Below are 16,000 nucleotides of genomic sequence, written 5' to 3' on the forward strand. Positions count from 1 at the left end.
CGAACAAAGCGCTGCCTGCGTGCAGCGGCTTGTTCGGGGGATTTTTTATTGCGCCGCTTTCATTGCTCGTGATGGGCCTAGGCTAGATCATCGGCAAAGTAGGCCTCGAAGATCTTGCCTGCATCTGCATAGGCCACCGACAATGATGTCCGGCCATGGGTTTCCACAAAAGTCTGGATGGCGGTTTGAAACTGCGTGTGGATGATATTGACCGCCGGGATGAGCCGAGAATCCGAGGCCTTCCACCCCTCGCGGGCTTGCAATGCTCGGCGGATGTGCATCATGACGCGCTCGTTTCGGCGCCAGTACATGGACAATAATTTCCCATCCTGGGAGAGTGCTCGGGCGGTCAATTGGGAGATTTCTGGGAAATGATCGTTGCCCACAGCGTGCTCGAATTCCGCGTTTGCCATGATTGCAGAATCCTCCCGCAAGCTGCCGGTGGGCAGGCCAGCGGCGAAGTTTTGCAATTGTTGGTCGAACTTTTCCGAAACTTCCGGGCCGAGTACCGCTGACTCCTTGTCCTTGACGTAGTTAAAGAGGGTGCGCCGAGATATCCCGACGTCGTGCGCAAGCTCTTCCATGGTGAACCCGTCATACCCGTGGTCAATGACAAGCCGCAGCGCTGCGACGCGGATCTCTGAAATGCGCGGCATACTCTCTCCCCTCTTCCTCACGATATTCAACCCGTGGAAACCCAACAATTCAACCCCATAAATATGGTATTTTTCTTCACTTTATAGTCTTTCTGCCCACCAAGAAAACCGACCCTTGGTAGGCTTCCCTAACCTCCTTAAATCGCCGAAGTTACAGCATGTCAACGCGGCGTTCCCAACCCACGACGGCGAACCAGACGCCGAATCAAGCACTAAAGCAGGCGCTGGAGCAGGTGCTTGATCACCGTGATATTTTGCGCTGCAACACTTAGTTTATGGGCTTGTATGTTCGAACGGGTGATGGTGTTCGTGTCTGCGGGGGCGGCTAAGATAGGTGACCAATGAACAACGTCAAGCCTCTGGTGAAATGGGCCGGCGGGAAACGCCAGCTCTTGCCGCATATTCACGCCGCCCTGCCCGCTGGGACACCGCGGCGTTATTATGAACCCTTCATCGGCGGTGGCGCGGTTTTATTTTCGCTCACTCCGGCCGCAGCGCGGGTCAATGACCTCAACTCGGAGCTCATCAATTTATATGAGGTAGTGCGCGAAGGCGTCGAAGAACTCATTAGCCTGGTATCGACCTACCCGAACGACGCGGATTTTTTCTATCAGCTGCGCGCGGTAGACCGCGATGCAGAACGGTTCGCGGCGCTATCTGCTACAGAGCGCGCCGCGCGGACGCTGTATCTGAATAAGACCTGCTATAACGGCCTGTACCGGGTAAATTCCGCGGGGCAATTCAATGCGCCTTTTGGCCGTTATAAGAACCCCACCATCTGTGATGCGGATACGCTGCGCGGGGTCCACCAGTATTTTTGGGACAATGACATCACCTTCACGCAGGGCGATTTCGCTGCGGCGGTAGCAGATGCCGGTGAAGGTGACTTTGTCTATTTCGATCCGCCTTATGACCCGGTCAACGTCACCAGCTCCTTTACCGGTTATCAAAAGGGCGGTTTTGACCGCGCGGAGCAAGAGCGCTTGAAGGCGGTGTGCGATGACCTCAATGCCCGCGGCGTGAAATTCCTCCTGTCCAATTCCGCCACGGAGTTCATCCGCGACCTCTACGCAGATTATTCCATCGACACCGTTGCGGCCACCCGCGCCATCAATTCCGTGGGATCACGCCGCGGCAAGGTAGATGAAGTGCTCGTGCGCAATTACGAGGTGGGCCATGAGTAAAGCACCGAGCACCCAGGAGCAGCGGGAGCTTCGCGCGCTTTTCGGAGTCCCAGAGGGCGAAAAGCTTGGCCTCGATGATTGGGGATGGCTGCGCATCATGGCCGCAGGGCGTGGCGAGGAGCTGGAAGAAAACGGATACTTCTACCTCACGGCCAAAGAGCTAAAAGAGCTTTCCGGCCGGGAACCGCGGCTGATGGCCAAGCACGATTTTTCTACCTCGCGCCCGTGGATTTTCAAAGAACTGGGTTTGGGTATTCTCCCGGTTAGCCGCAGCGAATACTTCGTCGGGCCGTTGGACCTGTACGAACGGTTCCCGGACCCGACCCACGCCGGGCCGAGTTCTGTGCGCACGTTGGACATGCCAGCCGGCCTTGACACCCTTGACATCGAGAGCGTGAACTCGGAATCAATGGCGTTAAATGTGGCATCGGCAAGCGGCATGCTTGAGCACTTCTTGGGATGCGAACCATTGCAGGCCACCGTCGCCGGGCGCATGTCGTCGCTGGAAATGACGATTCCAGTGCCGGATCTGGGGCTGGAAGTCAAGGTCGACCGCGCGCAGATGGAAATCGACGGCGGCTTCGAATCGCTCGAGCATTTGGTGCTGGTGGAGGCGAAAAATCACATCTCCGAAGATTTCAATATCCGGCAATTGTATTTTCCGTACCGACGCTTCCAGCAGTGGCTATCTAAGGCAGTGGTGCCCGTGTTTTTGGTCTACTCGAATGGGATTTTCCACCTGTATCGGTACGATTTCAGTGCTCCCGCGGATTTCCGCAGCATCGCGCTGGTAGACCACGCCCGCTACGCGCTTAGCGCTTCGCACCTCAGTGTGGATGATGCGCTGGGCATTATTGGCTCCGTCGAGGCTGAGCCGGAGCCGGCGGGGATTCCCTTCCCGCAGGCCAATAGCTTCGAGCGCGTGGTCAACCTGGTGGAGCTCATTGCGCAGCAGCCGATGAGCAAGGAGGAAATTGCGGAGCAGTACGACTTCCATCTGCGCCAGGCAGACTATTACGCCAATGCGGCCTGCTATCTCGGGCTGCTGGCGCTTGCCGATGGCCACTATCAGCTCACCCCTCGCGGCGAAAAGGCCATCACACAGCCCCGACGCGATGGGCGCAACGCTGCCCTGCTGCGCGCGTTGGCGGCGCGGCGGGTATTCCGCCAGGCGCTGGAGATGAGCCTGCGGCGCGGGAAGGTGGCCGAGACGCACGAGATTGCGGCGTCGATAGAAGGACTCGGCCTGGGCGCTGGCACGGCGAGGCGGAGGGCCTCGACGGTGGCGCGGTGGATCCAGTGGGCGCTGGATGTGGTGGCAGAGGGCGAACCTGAGACTCTGCCGGGGCTTTAAGCCACGAGCTGTTGTACACCAGCGACCACGAGCGCGACGCCGGCGATAATGAAGAACAGGCCCGATCCGATATCGATCCACGGGCCGGCGGCGATGAGCTTGCGACGCACCGCATTCGTGGAAATCACCGTGGCCACCACGAGGAAGAAGGCGAAGGCCGATAGTGCCAGCGCCAGGGTTAAGGCGATGGCCAACCACAACGGTGGGGATGCCGGCAGCTGCGGGGCGATCATGGCGGCGAGGAACAACACGATCTTCGGATTGGACAGGTTCGTTGCCAGCCCCATCTTGAAGGAATGGCGCAGCCGGCCCAGTTTGGCCTCGGCGTCCTCCAAATCAACGGGCGGGTTGGTGCGCTGTTCGAGGCCGCTGCGCAGCGCCCGCCATCCCATGAAAACGAGGAAGCTACCGCCGATTGCCTGGACCGCCCCTAAGATTCCGGGGAAGGCGGTCAGAAGGGCGGCCGCGCCAAAGACCGTGGCACCGCACCAGAACAACACGCCGATTTGAATGCCCGCGGCCGCAGCGATGGCGTGGCGGCGCGACTTGGTGGCATAGCGGGTGACCAGGATGATATCTGGGCCTGGCGAGGCCACGCCCACCAGGTTCATCAGGAGAATGGTGAAAAAGGAAGTCCAGCTCACTGCGCGGACTCGCCTTCCAGGCGACCGAGCAGATCCTCGCGGCCAAACATGCGGGCCGAATCAATGGCGGTTGGCTGGCCGGCGGTAGCGGAGGCGCCGGCGTTTAGGAGGGCATCGATAACCGCGTCTTCTTTTTTGAAGATCGCACCTGCCAGGGGCGATTGGCCGCGATCATTGAGCAAGTTCACGTCGGCACCGGCGCCCGCCAGCGCGGTAACGAGATCCGCGTGGCCGTGGTAGGCGGCAAGCATGAGAAAAGACTGGCCGTCTTGGTTGACCAGATTGATATTGACGCCCTGGTCAATATAGTTCAGGAGATCCGGGTTTCCCTCCCGCGCCATGTCAAAGAGCCGACCGGCGAATTCTTGCACTTGTTCCTCAGACATGGGCTCTAGCTTAACGTGCCAATTCCGCGACTCGTTTTACGGCCGCCTCAACGGCGAATTCGGGCTCACCACCTTGGCCTTTAACGGCGGCATCCAGTTCGGAGACGAGGATGACGGCGGCGGTGATGTCATCGGCGGTCCAGCGCCTGGCTACGGGCTGGGTCATTTTTACAACGTACGGGGCAAGCCCGGTTTGGCTGGCAAGGGTGTACTGGTCCCCGCGGGCGGAATACAGGCGCGCGATGGCGCCGACCTTATTGGCCAAGGCCGCAGCGATGGCCACGGGGCTGGCGCCGAGCTGGAGGGCGCGCCGGCAGGTGGAGACGGCGGCCTCGACGCGGCCGGCGACGGCGGCATCGGCAATGTCCCAGTTGGCAACCTCGGCCACGCCGACGTAATAATTGCGCACCGCTTCCTGCGTCACGTTGCCACCGGTATCGGCCACGAGCTGGGAGATGGCGGAGGCAAGCTCGCGGAGGTCGGAGCCGACGCCGTCGAGTACCGCGTGCACGACGTCCGGGGTGGGGCGAACGCCATGGGAGGCAAACTCGCGGGTGGCCCACTGCCCCAGCTCATTGGGATAGAGCGAAAAGACCTCGTGCACCTCCGCAATCTTGCGCAGCTTCGCCACTAGTTCGGGCGCCTTCTTCTTTTTCTTCAGCGTTTTCGCGGCCACGGAATAGACCACCACCATGGTCATGCCCGGCGCAGGATTAACGCAGGCGCGCAGGATGATATCGACTACCTCTTTCCCGGCGCGTTCGCAGTCCGTGATGACGATGACGCGGTTATCGCCAAACAGCGACGGGCTGGTGGCCTCCAGGATTTCGCCCTCGGAAACCTCGGAGGCCTTGAGCATCATCAATTCGGGGCGATTGGCCTCGCCTTCGGCCGCGGCCTTGTGAATGGTGTGGCGGGCGCGTTCGGTGAGGAATTCATCGTCGCCGAGAATGAGGTGTACGGGAGGCATGTCCATCATTTTAGCGCTAGGCGGCAAACAGACCCAGACAAGCGATAACCCCCGCCAAGGTCAGCCATGGCCGGTAATACAGCAGCCCTGCGATGACCCATCCGTACGCGAGGAGCGTAAATAGCGGGTGGGCGGTGATGGTGACCACGGGCAGGCTAGCCACGCCGTGGGCGATGGTATTGATCCACCACGCTGCGGGTTCGATGAGTTTTAATAATCCCGCGGCGACGATGCTCAAGGGGCCTAGCTGCGCGGCGATGGCCGCGAGCAGCCCTACCACGGTAATGGGTGCGGTGGCGGGTGCTACCAAGACATTGGCGAGGACCGAGACGACGGATACCTCGCCGGACATGAGGGCGATAAGCGGCAGGGTGAGGATATCGGCGGCAATCGCCACGGCAATAGCGCGCAGGAAGATGGCGGGCCAGCCGGTGACCGCGAGCTGCGAATAGATAAGCGGGCTTAGCATGACGATGCCGAAGGTCGCCGCGCACGATAGCGCGAAGCCAAAATGCACCGCGAGGTCCGAATCCACGAAAAGGAGGGTGAGGATGCCGAGGCTGAGCGCGTGGATGGGTTCCATGGTGGAAGAGTGCAGCACCGCGAGCAGGCCTACTACCCCGGCGACAGCCGCGCGCTGCACCGAAGGTTCAAGTCCCACCAAGACGACATATGTGGCTAACGCGGCCAAGGACACCGCCACCCTGGTGCGCGGTCCGGCGGCGCACGCGGCGCAAATGATGGCGGCGAAGGAACAGACGATGGCCACATTGGCACCGGATACAGCGCTGAGGTGCGATAGCCCGGTATCGATGTAGAGTTCGCGCTCGGCGGGACTTTGCAGGGAGGTATCGCCAAGCACCATGCCTGGGATGAGCCCCTGGCTGCTCGGGCCTACCGCCTCTAGTACGACCGCGCGGAAGTTATCGGCCACCCGTGCGGCCCAGCCGGCTAGGCCCGAAGGTGGCGCGGCGATGCTCAAGTGGGAGGCGTTGGCTATCACGTTCCCGACTCCGGGTTGGTCGGACTCGGAAAGCTGTACCGCTGCCGTGACTTGCGTTCCGGCAGGGACGCTCAGTGGCTCGGGGCTAAAGACCGGAAGCTGCGCGGGGTAGCCCGGGACATCGAGCCGGATGAGCCAGCCGCCGGTGCTCGTTTGGGTCGGCGCGGTGACCACGCGGCCGGTAATCTCGCGGCCGAAGTCAAAGGCGGCCGCACGCGCCTGTCGCACGCCTGCTACGAAGGCGGCGGCGCTGGCGAGTACGCCGCAAAAGATGGCTTGGCCCCAGTGCCGGGCAACCAGACATATCCCTACGACACTGCCGATGCACGCCACGGCCCACCCCTGCCCGAAAACCAGCACCGCGATGACCGCCACCCATGCGGTCAGGGCGCCGGGCAGCAGACGGAGTTCTTTCATCGCGGCGTGGCCTCTTCTGCCTACAGCTGCACGTTATCTTTGAGCTTGGCAAACTTGGCGGGACCAATCCCGCTGACCTCGAGGAGTTCCTCGACGTCCTTAAATCCCCCGCGCTCTTCACGGAAGGAGACGATGGCTTCCGCGGTGACCTCCCCTACTCCGTTGAGATCCATGAGATCGGCGGCGGTCGCGGAATTAAGGCTGACTTTATCGCCGCCGGCGGGTGCTGCGATGGGGGCATCGGCAAGCGCGGGGTCGGGCGGAGCACCTTGGGGCAGGATGTGGAGCTGCTGGCCATCGGCAAGCCGCTGCGCTTGGTTGAGCGTCATGGTCTCCGCCTCCGGCAAAGGCGTGGCGGCCGCGAGGGCATCAGCGACGCGGGCACCGGGCTCGAGGGTCTTCAGGCCAGGTGCTGCAACCTCGCCGACGACGGATACGACGATTTCGCTAGCCTCCGCGCTGGGCTCGGCGGTGGTACTGCCCATCGCCGCGGGTTCGGGCATGCCGGACTCATCCGAATTGCGGGAGCTCAGGCCCAGCCAGATAATGACGCCCACCACCACGATGATGGCTACCGCGCAGGCTTGCCAGCGGCTGATGCGCACTCGCGGGCGCGGGTAATCGACCTGGAGGAGTTCTTCCTCGCCGGTGGGTTGAGTATATTCGCGGAGTCGTTCGCTGATCTTGGGTGCCGCCATAGCCCACAGGCTAGGAAGCCGCCGCGTGCGGTGCGAGAACGTGGGCAGAGGCGCTGTGGATAAGTCGTTGTAGGAGGCAACCAAACGGGTCCTGGCGGGATAGTTATCCACAATCAGGGGCGCACAGGCCGTAGGGCTTCGCCCGTGCGTGCGAGGGCCTAGGAGCTAAATACCGCAGATACCCCAATGGCGGAGGGCCCAGCGTGCACGGCGAGCACCTCGGTTAAGGGCGTGGTGATAAAGGACGTGCCTTCTGGCAGAGTATCGCGCAAGAGGCCCTGCAGCTTGTCCGCCGCTTCGCCGGCCTGGTTGTGCTGAATGGCGATGAAGGCGGGCTCGCCGGCGGCGCGGGCGGCGATGATCTCTACCACCTTGGTAAAGGCCTTGGTTTGCGTGCGGGTTTTTCCCACCAGTTCCAGCTTGCCGTCCACGATGGACATAATCGGCCTGGTGGCTAGAAGCGCGGTGGACAACATGGCGGTGGCGGCAGACATGCGGCCCGAGCGGCGCATATCCTCGGTGGAATGCAGGTACACCCAGGTAGCCGCCCGCTCGATGCTGTCTAGCGCCGCCGCGTGGCATTCTTCCAGCGCCGCGCCGTGTGCCGCCTTAGTGGCAGCCGCCATCGCCGCCGCGCCCATGACCATGCCGGCCGAGCCGGAATCGATAACGCGCACTGTATCGGGGAAAACCCCTGCCGCGGCCACCGCCGCCGACCACGTGGACGAAAGCTCCTTGGACAGGTGGATGGCGATCACGCCATCATCCTGCGCCTTTTCCATTTCCCGGCCGTAGGCAGCGGCCAATTCGAGGGAAGACAGGCCCGAAGTGGTGCGAAGCTTTCCGCCCTTATCCTCGCTATCCATCACGTGCAGGTCAATGACGGTGATATCGAGTTCTTCAGCGATCTCTGGGGGCAGGCTGGCCGCGGAGTCAGTAATGACGCGAACGGTCACTAGGCATCTGCCCCTCCATCACCGGTGACCTCGCCACCCATATTCCAGCCGTCGAAGTACCACTGTGCGCTCGCCACCGTCTCTGGCGTGAATTCCAGGGAGGTTACGGGGGTTTCCGGGTTGAAATCCGGGCGGGCGGTCAGCTGCGACCAGTGGGTATTTTTCAGGCCGGATAAAATGCCGTACTGGCCGTGATCCAAGCCCAACAGGTGGCAGGTGAGCGCGGAAATTGCGCCACCGTGGGCGACGATGAGCACGGCGCCGTCATCCCAGCCGGAAAATTCCTGCATGAGCTCGTCGACGACCGGGCGTGCCCGCCGCGCCACGTCCACGCGGGACTCGCCCTCCGGCGGGGCCCAGGTAGGGTCATGGCGCCAGATGGCGCGGGCGCCGGGAAATTCCGCATCCACCTCGGCAGAGCTTTTGCCCTGCCACTGCCCCAGGTTGGTCTCGCGCAGGCGAGGGTCCGTAGAAAAGTCCAAGCCGAGTGATTCTGCCACTACCCGCGCGGTTTCCCGAGCGCGCTGCAAATCGGAGGCGACGATTTTTACCACGTCCTGATCCCGGAGCAGGCGCGCGGCGGCGCGGGCCTGTTCATATCCGACATCGGAAAGCTCAGTGTCCAAGTGGCCCTGCATGCGGCCGGAGGCATTGTAGGTGGTTTGTCCGTGGCGGATCAGAATCAGGCGGCGGCTCATGGTGGGGTTAAAGCTCCTCGTCCTCGCCAGGGGCCTTTTGCGCCAATGGCAGCTCATCAATGGAATCCACGGTGCGCGGGTTAACGCCATTAGTCCAATCGCCGGGGCGCTCGGGTGACTCAATGCCCTCAATGTCCACCAACGGGCAATCGTGGTAGAGGCGGTCAAGCCCGTAGTGCTCGCGCTGATCGGTGCGCTGCACGTGGATGACGATATTGCCATAGTCCAACAGCACCCAGCGGTTTTCGCGGTTGCCCTCGCGGCGCTGTGGCTCGAAGCCCTCGGCCGTCATTTGGTCCTCCACCTCATCCACGATGGAGCCGACCTGGCGCTCATTATCGGCAGAAGCCAGCACGAAAACCTCGGTGATGGCAAGGACATCGGAGACATCGATTGCTGCGATATTGCTAGCTAACTTGTCCTGTGCGGCATGTGCCGCGGTTGCCGCCATGCGGCGGGCGAGATCAGAAATAGACAATGTATAAAAATTCCCTTTTCGCGTCTGGTGAGGAAGTGTCTTTTAGCTGTTTATTCTTGCACGTTCGGCGCGATTGTGCCCAAACTTGAACTATAAAGGTTTATCCGGCTGCGCCGAGTAGAGATTATTTTTGGTGATGTATTGCACCACTCCATCCGGAACCAGGTACCACACCGGCCGGTTTTGCGCGGCCCGCTCGCGGCAATCCGTGGAAGAAATGGCCATGGCGGGGATATCGATGAGGTTGATATCTTCCCGCGAGTCGGCCGGCAGCATGTCTGTACTCAGCTCGTAGCCTGGGCGCGTAACACCCACGAAGTGCGCCATTTCCAGCATCTCTTCCCAGTTATGCCAGCTCATGATGGACTGCAGGGAATCCGCACCGGTGATGAAGTAAAATTCGGCACCCGGAAAAAGGTCACGCAGATCGCGCAGGGTATCGATGGTATAGGTAGGGCCCTTGCGGTCAATATCCACGCGGGAGACGGTAAAACGCGGGTTGGAGGCCGTTGCCACCATGGTCATCAAATACCGGTGCTCCGCGGCGGTGACCTCGCGGGAGGCCTTCTGCCACGGTTGACCGGTGGGTACAAAGACTACGGTATCGAGGGCAAAGCGGTGCGCCGCCTCGCTGGCGGCGACCAAGTGGCCATTGTGGATTGGATCAAAGGTGCCGCCCATGATCCCAATGCGCTGGGAATTAGTCATGGCTGGAGAGTATAGCCGCTACCCTGCTGGGGAGTTAAGCCAGCCAGCCACGGTATCGGCCACGCGGGCATTGTCCTGTTCCACCGCCGCATCGCCCTCACTTTCGCGGAAATACGAGGCGTGGTGGGCGGCCTTAGTGGCTAGGGCGTCTTTGGCATTGCGCAGGTTGAGATCACAAACGAAGTCGCCGGCAAGGCAGTAGTCGATACGGCGATCGGCCGGCAGTGCGGCACTGTGAGGAATGAGATATCGCGGAATCGGGCCGGCCATGCCGCCGGGACGCCGCAAGGGATTGCCCAGGTAGATCGCCCCGGCGAGCTTGTCCTTGGACGCGAGGTAGCGTTCCGCGCTTGTGGCGATAATGGCTCCTTGCGAATACCCAGCGGTGATATAGCGCGGGCTGCAACCCGTTTCCTCTTCGTACTGCTCCACCACGCGCGGCGCGTTGTTCATGCCGCTGCGCAGGCTCTGCACAAAGCCAACGGTGACCTGATAGATCAACTCGTGCAAGGGGTGCTCCAACAGCACTCCGCCCAGGCGTCGCATCAGCTGCAGCGGGCGCAGGTTTTCGCCCTCTTGGGCCAGCGGTGGCAGGTTCATCGAGGCTGGATATGCATCTGCATCCAGCGCCAGCACGTAGGCATTATCCATGGTGCCGGGGTGACGTTGTTCTACCAGGTGGAAGAGCGCTGCGAGGTTGGGACCTTCATAACCATTGGATTCCGCGCCCTGTTCCGAGTAGCGCTGTGGGCCGAAATACTCACCGTGTTCCTCGTTTTGGTCCGAGCCGCGTGCGGCAAGGAAAACGTAATCGGGACAGGTCTCGGCCTGCGTGTGGGGCTGACCCTCCGCCGCGGCAGGGGCGAGCATAGACATGCCAAGCGCCGCCGTGGCGGCGATAGTTACGAAACCAGCGGCGGCGCGAGAGCGAGGAAAAAGACGCATATTCTTATGGGCGTACGTGACCGGTGCCTTGGAGGACCCACTTGGAAGAGGTCAGCTCCGGCAGGGCCATTGGGCCACGAGCGTGCAGCTTCTGGGTGGAAATACCGATTTCTGCACCCATGCCGTAGACCTCGCCATCGGTGAAGGCAGTGGAGGCGTTGAGCATGACGGCCGCGGCATCGACCTCGTTGCCGAACTTAACCAAGACGTCCGCATCCTGGGCCGCGATGCCCTCGGTGTGGCCGGTGGTAAATTCCGCGATGTGCGCGATGGCAGCGTCAACGCCGTCAACCACCTTGGCGCAGATGTCCATGGACAGCGACTCTTCGCGCCAATCCTCCTCGGTGGCCTGGACAACGTCCGTGGCACCGAAGCCCTCGAGCTCGTCAACGTCACCGTGGACGGTGACGTCTGCATCTTGGAGGGCGCGGACGATGCGCAGCTTGGTGGCATCATCAAGCGCAGCATCAATAAGCACGCACTCGGTGGAGTTGCAGACCGAGGTGCGGCGGGTCTTGCCGTTGATTACCATGTCGATGGCCTTGTCCATATCGGCCGAGGCATCGATGTAGAAGTGGCAGTTGCCGGTACCGGTCTCGATGGCTGGAACAGTAGCGCCGGTAACCACGGCCTCGATGAGCTTGGCGCCGCCGCGGGGGATAACCAAATCCACCAGGCCGCGGGCGGTAATCAAGTCTTGGACGGAGTCGTGGGTCTCACACGGCAGTAGCTGGACTACCTCGCGTGGCAGATCAAACTCTGCAAGGGTGTCCTGCAGAAGCTCCACCAGCTTGGTATTGGAGTTGCGCGCGGACTTGGAACCGCGCAGCAGCGGCACATTACCGGACTTCAGGGCGAGGCCGAAAGCATCCACGGTGACGTTCGGGCGAGCCTCGTAGACCATGCCCATCACGCCGAGCGGGACGCGCACCTGCTTCATCTGGATGCCGTTATCCATGGTGCGGCCCTGCAGGATCTCGCCTATTGGGTCTTGCAGGCCAGCGACCTGACGCAGGCCATCTGCAATGCCCTCGACGCGGGCAGCGTCCAGGGTCAGGCGGTCAATGAGGGAATCGGACATGCCGCGCTCGCGGCCTGCCTCAATATCTTGCTGGTTGGCAGCAAGGATGTCATCGGTGTGGGCAATAAGATTTTCGGCTGCGCGCTGCAAGATTTCATTCTTGCGCGGCGTGGACAGCTGCGCCACGACGGGCGCAACGTCCTTAGCAGCACGGGCTTTGGACAGAACTTCTTCGCGTTCAGTGTTGCTCATGTCATACCAGAGTAACGTACCTGCCCGAGTTTTTCAGCCGCCCGTCTTTTACCTCACACTTTTCCTCAATTGTGCGGGCTACGCAGTGAAATCTCCTCCCCCTCCCTCGCCCGAAACTGCAGTAAAGCTCACAAATTCAAACCCTAATGTTCACTACCTTGAAAATGGTACTTGGGTATGTTTATTCTTTGCTTGATAGGTTTCACTGCACAAAAGGAGCACTCATGAAAAAGAACGTGGCCAAGCTGGGCCTGATGCTGACTCTGAGCGGGCTCGCCCTCACCGCCTGCAGCACGAATGACGGCGGCAACGGTTCCGACGCGGGCTCCGGTTCGGGCGACGATCAGACCATCAAGGCCGTTGCCACCACCACGCAGATCTGCGATTACCTTACCCAGATTGCCCAGGGTGGCATGACGCTGCACAAGGTGGATTCCAGCGGCAAGGAAACCACCGAGGGCGATGGCGATACCACCCTCGATCTCACCTGCCTGTTGGCGCCGAATGCCAGCGCGCACGAGCACGAGATGACCCCGCAGCAGATGAGCGCCATGGCGGATGCGGACTTCCTCTTTAAAAACGGCGTCGATCTCGAGCACTTCCTCGATAACGCCGTGGAGTCCTCCGGCTTCGATGGCGAGACTATCGTCACCGCAGGCGATGACGATTCCAACCACAAGATAGACCTTCGCCCGTGGCCCTTCCCCGGCGAGGACGGCGAGGAACCAGAATTCACCCACGACCCACACGTATGGACCTCCCCCAAGAACGCCAAAATCCAGGTACAAAACATCGTGGATGCCTTGGCCGATAAGGAACCATCCGTGAAGAAAGTCGGTGAAAAATACACCAAGCAGCTCGACGAGCTGGATAAATGGGTCACCGAGTCCCTGGAGACCGTCCCTGAGCAGGAACGCGTGCTCTTTTCATCGCACGATGCCTTCGGCTACTTCTCCAACGACTATGACGTGGAATTCATCGGATCCGCGCTCACGGACTTCAATAACCAGCAGGACGCTACTTCCTCGCACATCGAGGACGCAGCCAAGAAGGTCCGCGATTCCGGCGCCAAGGCTATTTTCGCGGAAAACTCCAATAACTCTAAGTCCATCGAGGCCATCGCCCGCGCCGCTGGGGTCAAGGCCATTACGGACGAAGACGCCCTGTACGGCGATTCCTTGGGCGTGCCAAATAGCGACGGTGCAACCTACATCGGCTCCATCATCCACAACGTCACCACCCTGGTAGATGCCTGGGACGGTGAAGTGGCCGATCTGCCAGAAAGCCTGGACGCCGCGCAATGAGTGCACCGCTTTTAAAGCTTTCCCATGCCTCCTGCGGCTATGGCACCACCACCATCGTGGACGATGTCTCCTTGTCCATCCACGAAGGTGAGGCCATCGCGCTGCTGGGGGCTAATGGCGCTGGTAAGTCCACACTCTTAAAGGCCATCGCTGGCCTTGCCACCCTGCGCGGCAAGCACGAGCGCACGGCGACGCTGGGATATGTTCCCCAGCACCACACCTGCGATCCCACCTTCCCCGTCACCGCCTGCCGGGTCGTGGAAATGGGCTTGCTCAATAAGGCCTCGTGGTGGGAGCGTATGGGCAGCATGCGCCGCCTGCGCCCGCAGATCACCCAAGCGCTAGAGCTCGTCGGCATGGCGGAAAAGGCGAAGACGCGCTGGGACAAGCTCTCGGGCGGGCAGCGCCAACGCATATTTATCGCCCGCGCGCTCGCCGCACACCCAGACCTCGTACTCATGGACGAGCCCTTCAATGGCCTGGACCAAGACAGCAGGCAGGTGCTTTTGGGGATCATCGCCAAGCTCAAGGAGAGCGGGGTTGCCCTGCTCATTTCCACCCACGATCCCATTTTGGCGCAGCGCGCCTGCGATGCCGGAATGCTCATCGTGGACGGTCACAGCGAGGTCCTTGATACCGAGGATGCAGTCGAGCGCTACCTGGAGGCCACGTCGGTATTTCAGGGGGACATGTGACGCTTCTGCTTACTGCTCCCTTTATGCAGCGCGCGGCCCTGTTTTTGCTGTGCGTAGCCCTGACCGGCGCGGTGATCAGCGTGGTGGTCAACCTGCGCCGCATGGAATTTAGCGTTGAGGCGCTGGTCCACTCGGTATTCCCGGGCATCGTCATTGGCCTGGCCGTGGCGGGCTTTCCCGGCATCTTGCCCGGCGCCGCCATAGCTGCTGGCGTCGCAGTGCTCATTTTGGCGCGCCTTAATTCCGGCAGCGATGGCCACGATCATGAATCCGGCACCGCCGTGGTGCTGACCTTGATGTATGGCATCGGCGTGGTCATCAGCCTCGCCGTAGGGGATCGTTCCGGCCAGCTAGAGGCCCTTATGTTTGGCCGCTTGCTCGATATCACCACTGACCGCATGATCCCCTCGATCATCTTGTGCGTGGTTGCCGCCCTGCTCATCCTGGCCACCTGGCGCTCGCAAGTAGCCGTCGCCTTTGACCGCGAATCCGCGCGCGCCACCGGCATCCGCGTGGGGCTAATCGATGTCACTGCCAACGTAGCGGTGGGCCTAATCGTCGTCGCCGCGAGCTCCGCCATTGGCGTGTTGCTCGTCTTGGGTTTCGTCGTGGTACCAGGCCTGGTCGGGCGCGTCTTAGCCAGCACCCCGGTGCAGATGCTCCTGTGGGCATTGGTCGGCGCGGTGCTAGCCGTATGCGTGGGCCTGTGGCTCATGCTTTCGGTAACCTCCCACCAGATTTCCCCGCAGGCCATCGTCGCGCTGTCGCTGTCCCTAACCGTTCCGCTCGCACTTTTAGGCAGGCGCATATGGGGGTCTTAACATTGCCATTCCTCGAAGCCATCGCGGTGGGCTGCCTTTCCGGGCTGGTGGGCACGCTCATGGTGCTGGGCAACCGCGTCTTTTTTGCAGAGAGCCTTTCTCACGGCACTTTTCCCGGCGCGGTTATCGGCGTCGTCGTAGCCAATGCGCTGGGCGCCAACTTGAGCGATGGGCTCATGCTCGGCTCCGTGGCGGTCTGCATTCCGCTGGCGATTTTCATGCATTACCTGGGCAGGGTGCATGGCGTATCCTCTACCGCTGCGGCGGGCACCACGCTCACTCTGGGCTTTGCGCTGGGCATTTTGCTGCTGCGTTGGTTTCAGCCGTTGCCGCTGCACGTCGATAGCTTCCTGGTGGGCTCGCTTACTACGGTTAACCACCGCGATGTCGCCGTCGCGGCCGGACTGGTCGTTATCTGTTTGCTGGCGGTATTGGCCTGCCGGCGCCGCCTTTTCCAGGCCTATTTCGACCCCAGCACGTCCCCGCATAGCGGGCTTTACGATGCCCTGACGCTCGGCCTTATCTGCTTGACGATGGCCGCCGTCATCCCCGCCGTCGGCACCATCTTGTCCATTGCCCTACTCGTGGCCCCGGCCGCGGGCCTGCGCCCGTGGGTATCGCGGCCGGAGGTGCTGCTTATCGGGGCTGGCATCATTGGCATCACCATCGCGGTCGCCGGGCTATTTATCGCCGCGCACTTAAGCCTTTCGGCCGGCGGCACCATCGCCATTGTGGCGGGCGTCTTTTACCTCACCAGCATGGCGGCCTATAAGGCGGTTTCCTAGCGCGCGGCGCCATTCTGCGCCGCGC

General features: G+C 61.6%; 18 protein-coding genes. 6 read left to right on the forward strand and 12 right to left on the reverse strand.

Annotation, left to right across the window (positions count from 1 at the left end; genetic code table 11):
• Positions 1-77: 77 nt before the first annotated feature.
• Complete coding sequence (locus QP891_RS05690) at positions 78-656, reverse strand: TetR/AcrR family transcriptional regulator (RefSeq protein ID WP_284770240.1); 579 nt, start codon at positions 654-656, stop codon at positions 78-80.
• 341 nt (positions 657-997) lie between these two features.
• On the opposite strand from QP891_RS05690, the gene QP891_RS05695 reads away from it, so the two are divergent.
• On the forward strand, positions 998-1,840 hold the full coding sequence (locus QP891_RS05695; RefSeq protein ID WP_284770239.1) for a DNA adenine methylase: 843 nt from the start codon (positions 998-1,000) through the stop codon (positions 1,838-1,840).
• The gene (locus tag QP891_RS05700; protein WP_284805851.1) at positions 1,833-3,194 is read left to right on the forward strand and encodes a type II restriction enzyme; all 1,362 of its coding nucleotides are present in this window, start codon (positions 1,833-1,835) and stop codon (positions 3,192-3,194) included. Before QP891_RS05695 ends, QP891_RS05700 begins: the two co-directional genes overlap by 8 nt.
• Here QP891_RS05700 and QP891_RS05705 read toward each other — a convergent pair.
• The 11 genes from QP891_RS05705 to QP891_RS05755 form a co-directional block, all read right to left on the reverse strand.
• The gene (locus tag QP891_RS05705; RefSeq protein ID WP_284770237.1) at positions 3,191-3,838 is read right to left on the reverse strand and encodes a LysE family translocator; all 648 of its coding nucleotides are present in this window, start codon (positions 3,836-3,838) and stop codon (positions 3,191-3,193) included. The genes QP891_RS05700 and QP891_RS05705 overlap by 4 nt on opposite strands.
• On the reverse strand, positions 3,835-4,224 hold the full coding sequence (locus QP891_RS05710) for an ankyrin repeat domain-containing protein (protein ID WP_284770236.1): 390 nt from the start codon (positions 4,222-4,224) through the stop codon (positions 3,835-3,837). The genes QP891_RS05705 and QP891_RS05710 overlap by 4 nt, the downstream gene beginning before the upstream one ends.
• A 10-nt stretch (positions 4,225-4,234) precedes the next feature.
• Positions 4,235-5,203: a DNA polymerase III subunit delta gene (gene holA, locus QP891_RS05715; RefSeq protein WP_284770235.1), complete on the reverse strand. Its 969-nt coding sequence runs from the start codon at positions 5,201-5,203 to the stop codon at positions 4,235-4,237.
• 7 nt (positions 5,204-5,210) lie between these two features.
• Entirely contained in the window at positions 5,211-6,614 is a 1,404-nt protein-coding gene (locus QP891_RS05720) for a ComEC/Rec2 family competence protein (RefSeq protein ID WP_284770234.1), read from the reverse strand.
• 20 nt (positions 6,615-6,634) lie between these two features.
• The gene (locus QP891_RS05725; protein WP_284770233.1) at positions 6,635-7,312 is read right to left on the reverse strand and encodes a ComEA family DNA-binding protein; all 678 of its coding nucleotides are present in this window, start codon (positions 7,310-7,312) and stop codon (positions 6,635-6,637) included.
• Between the two features lie 158 nt (positions 7,313-7,470).
• Entirely contained in the window at positions 7,471-8,268 is a 798-nt protein-coding gene (locus QP891_RS05730) for a DegV family protein (protein WP_284784782.1), read from the reverse strand.
• Positions 8,268-8,966 carry a histidine phosphatase family protein gene (locus QP891_RS05735; protein ID WP_284770231.1) on the reverse strand — a complete coding sequence of 233 codons (699 nt, stop codon included), beginning with the start codon at positions 8,964-8,966 and terminating at the stop codon, positions 8,268-8,270. Before QP891_RS05735 ends, QP891_RS05730 begins: the two co-directional genes overlap by 1 nt.
• A 7-nt stretch (positions 8,967-8,973) precedes the next feature.
• Positions 8,974-9,417 carry a ribosome silencing factor gene (gene rsfS / locus QP891_RS05740; RefSeq protein ID WP_284770301.1) on the reverse strand — a complete coding sequence of 148 codons (444 nt, stop codon included), beginning with the start codon at positions 9,415-9,417 and terminating at the stop codon, positions 8,974-8,976.
• Positions 9,418-9,534: 117 nt separating this feature from the next.
• Positions 9,535-10,152, reverse strand: coding sequence for a nicotinate-nucleotide adenylyltransferase (gene nadD / locus QP891_RS05745; RefSeq protein WP_284770230.1), 618 nt, complete (start codon positions 10,150-10,152; stop codon positions 9,535-9,537).
• Positions 10,153-10,170: 18 nt separating this feature from the next.
• A complete protein-coding gene (locus QP891_RS05750) occupies positions 10,171-11,097 on the reverse strand; it encodes a cutinase family protein (protein WP_284770229.1) in 927 nt (308 codons plus the stop codon).
• A 4-nt stretch (positions 11,098-11,101) separates the two neighbouring features.
• Positions 11,102-12,370: a glutamate-5-semialdehyde dehydrogenase gene (locus QP891_RS05755; RefSeq protein WP_284770228.1), complete on the reverse strand. Its 1,269-nt coding sequence runs from the start codon at positions 12,368-12,370 to the stop codon at positions 11,102-11,104.
• 224 nt (positions 12,371-12,594) lie between these two features.
• Here QP891_RS05755 and QP891_RS05760 point away from each other — a divergent pair, with 224 nt between their 5' ends.
• From QP891_RS05760 to QP891_RS05775, 4 genes are read left to right on the forward strand one after another with little or no spacing between them, the layout of a single operon-like run.
• Positions 12,595-13,674 (forward strand): metal ABC transporter substrate-binding protein, encoded by a 1,080-nt coding sequence (locus QP891_RS05760; protein WP_284770227.1) that lies wholly within the window; start codon positions 12,595-12,597, stop codon positions 13,672-13,674.
• The gene (locus QP891_RS05765; RefSeq protein ID WP_284770226.1) at positions 13,671-14,369 is read left to right on the forward strand and encodes a metal ABC transporter ATP-binding protein; all 699 of its coding nucleotides are present in this window, start codon (positions 13,671-13,673) and stop codon (positions 14,367-14,369) included. The genes QP891_RS05760 and QP891_RS05765 overlap by 4 nt, the downstream gene beginning before the upstream one ends.
• Entirely contained in the window at positions 14,366-15,190 is an 825-nt protein-coding gene (locus tag QP891_RS05770; RefSeq protein ID WP_284770225.1) for a metal ABC transporter permease, read from the forward strand. The genes QP891_RS05765 and QP891_RS05770 overlap by 4 nt, the downstream gene beginning before the upstream one ends.
• A complete protein-coding gene (locus tag QP891_RS05775) occupies positions 15,178-15,975 on the forward strand; it encodes a metal ABC transporter permease (RefSeq protein ID WP_284770224.1) in 798 nt (265 codons plus the stop codon). The genes QP891_RS05770 and QP891_RS05775 overlap by 13 nt, the downstream gene beginning before the upstream one ends.
• Positions 15,976-16,000: the final 25 nt, after the last annotated feature.

This window comes from Corynebacterium sp. MSK310 (assembly GCF_030227355.1).
Classification (GTDB): Bacteria; Actinomycetota; Actinomycetes; order Mycobacteriales; family Mycobacteriaceae; genus Corynebacterium; species Corynebacterium rhinophilum.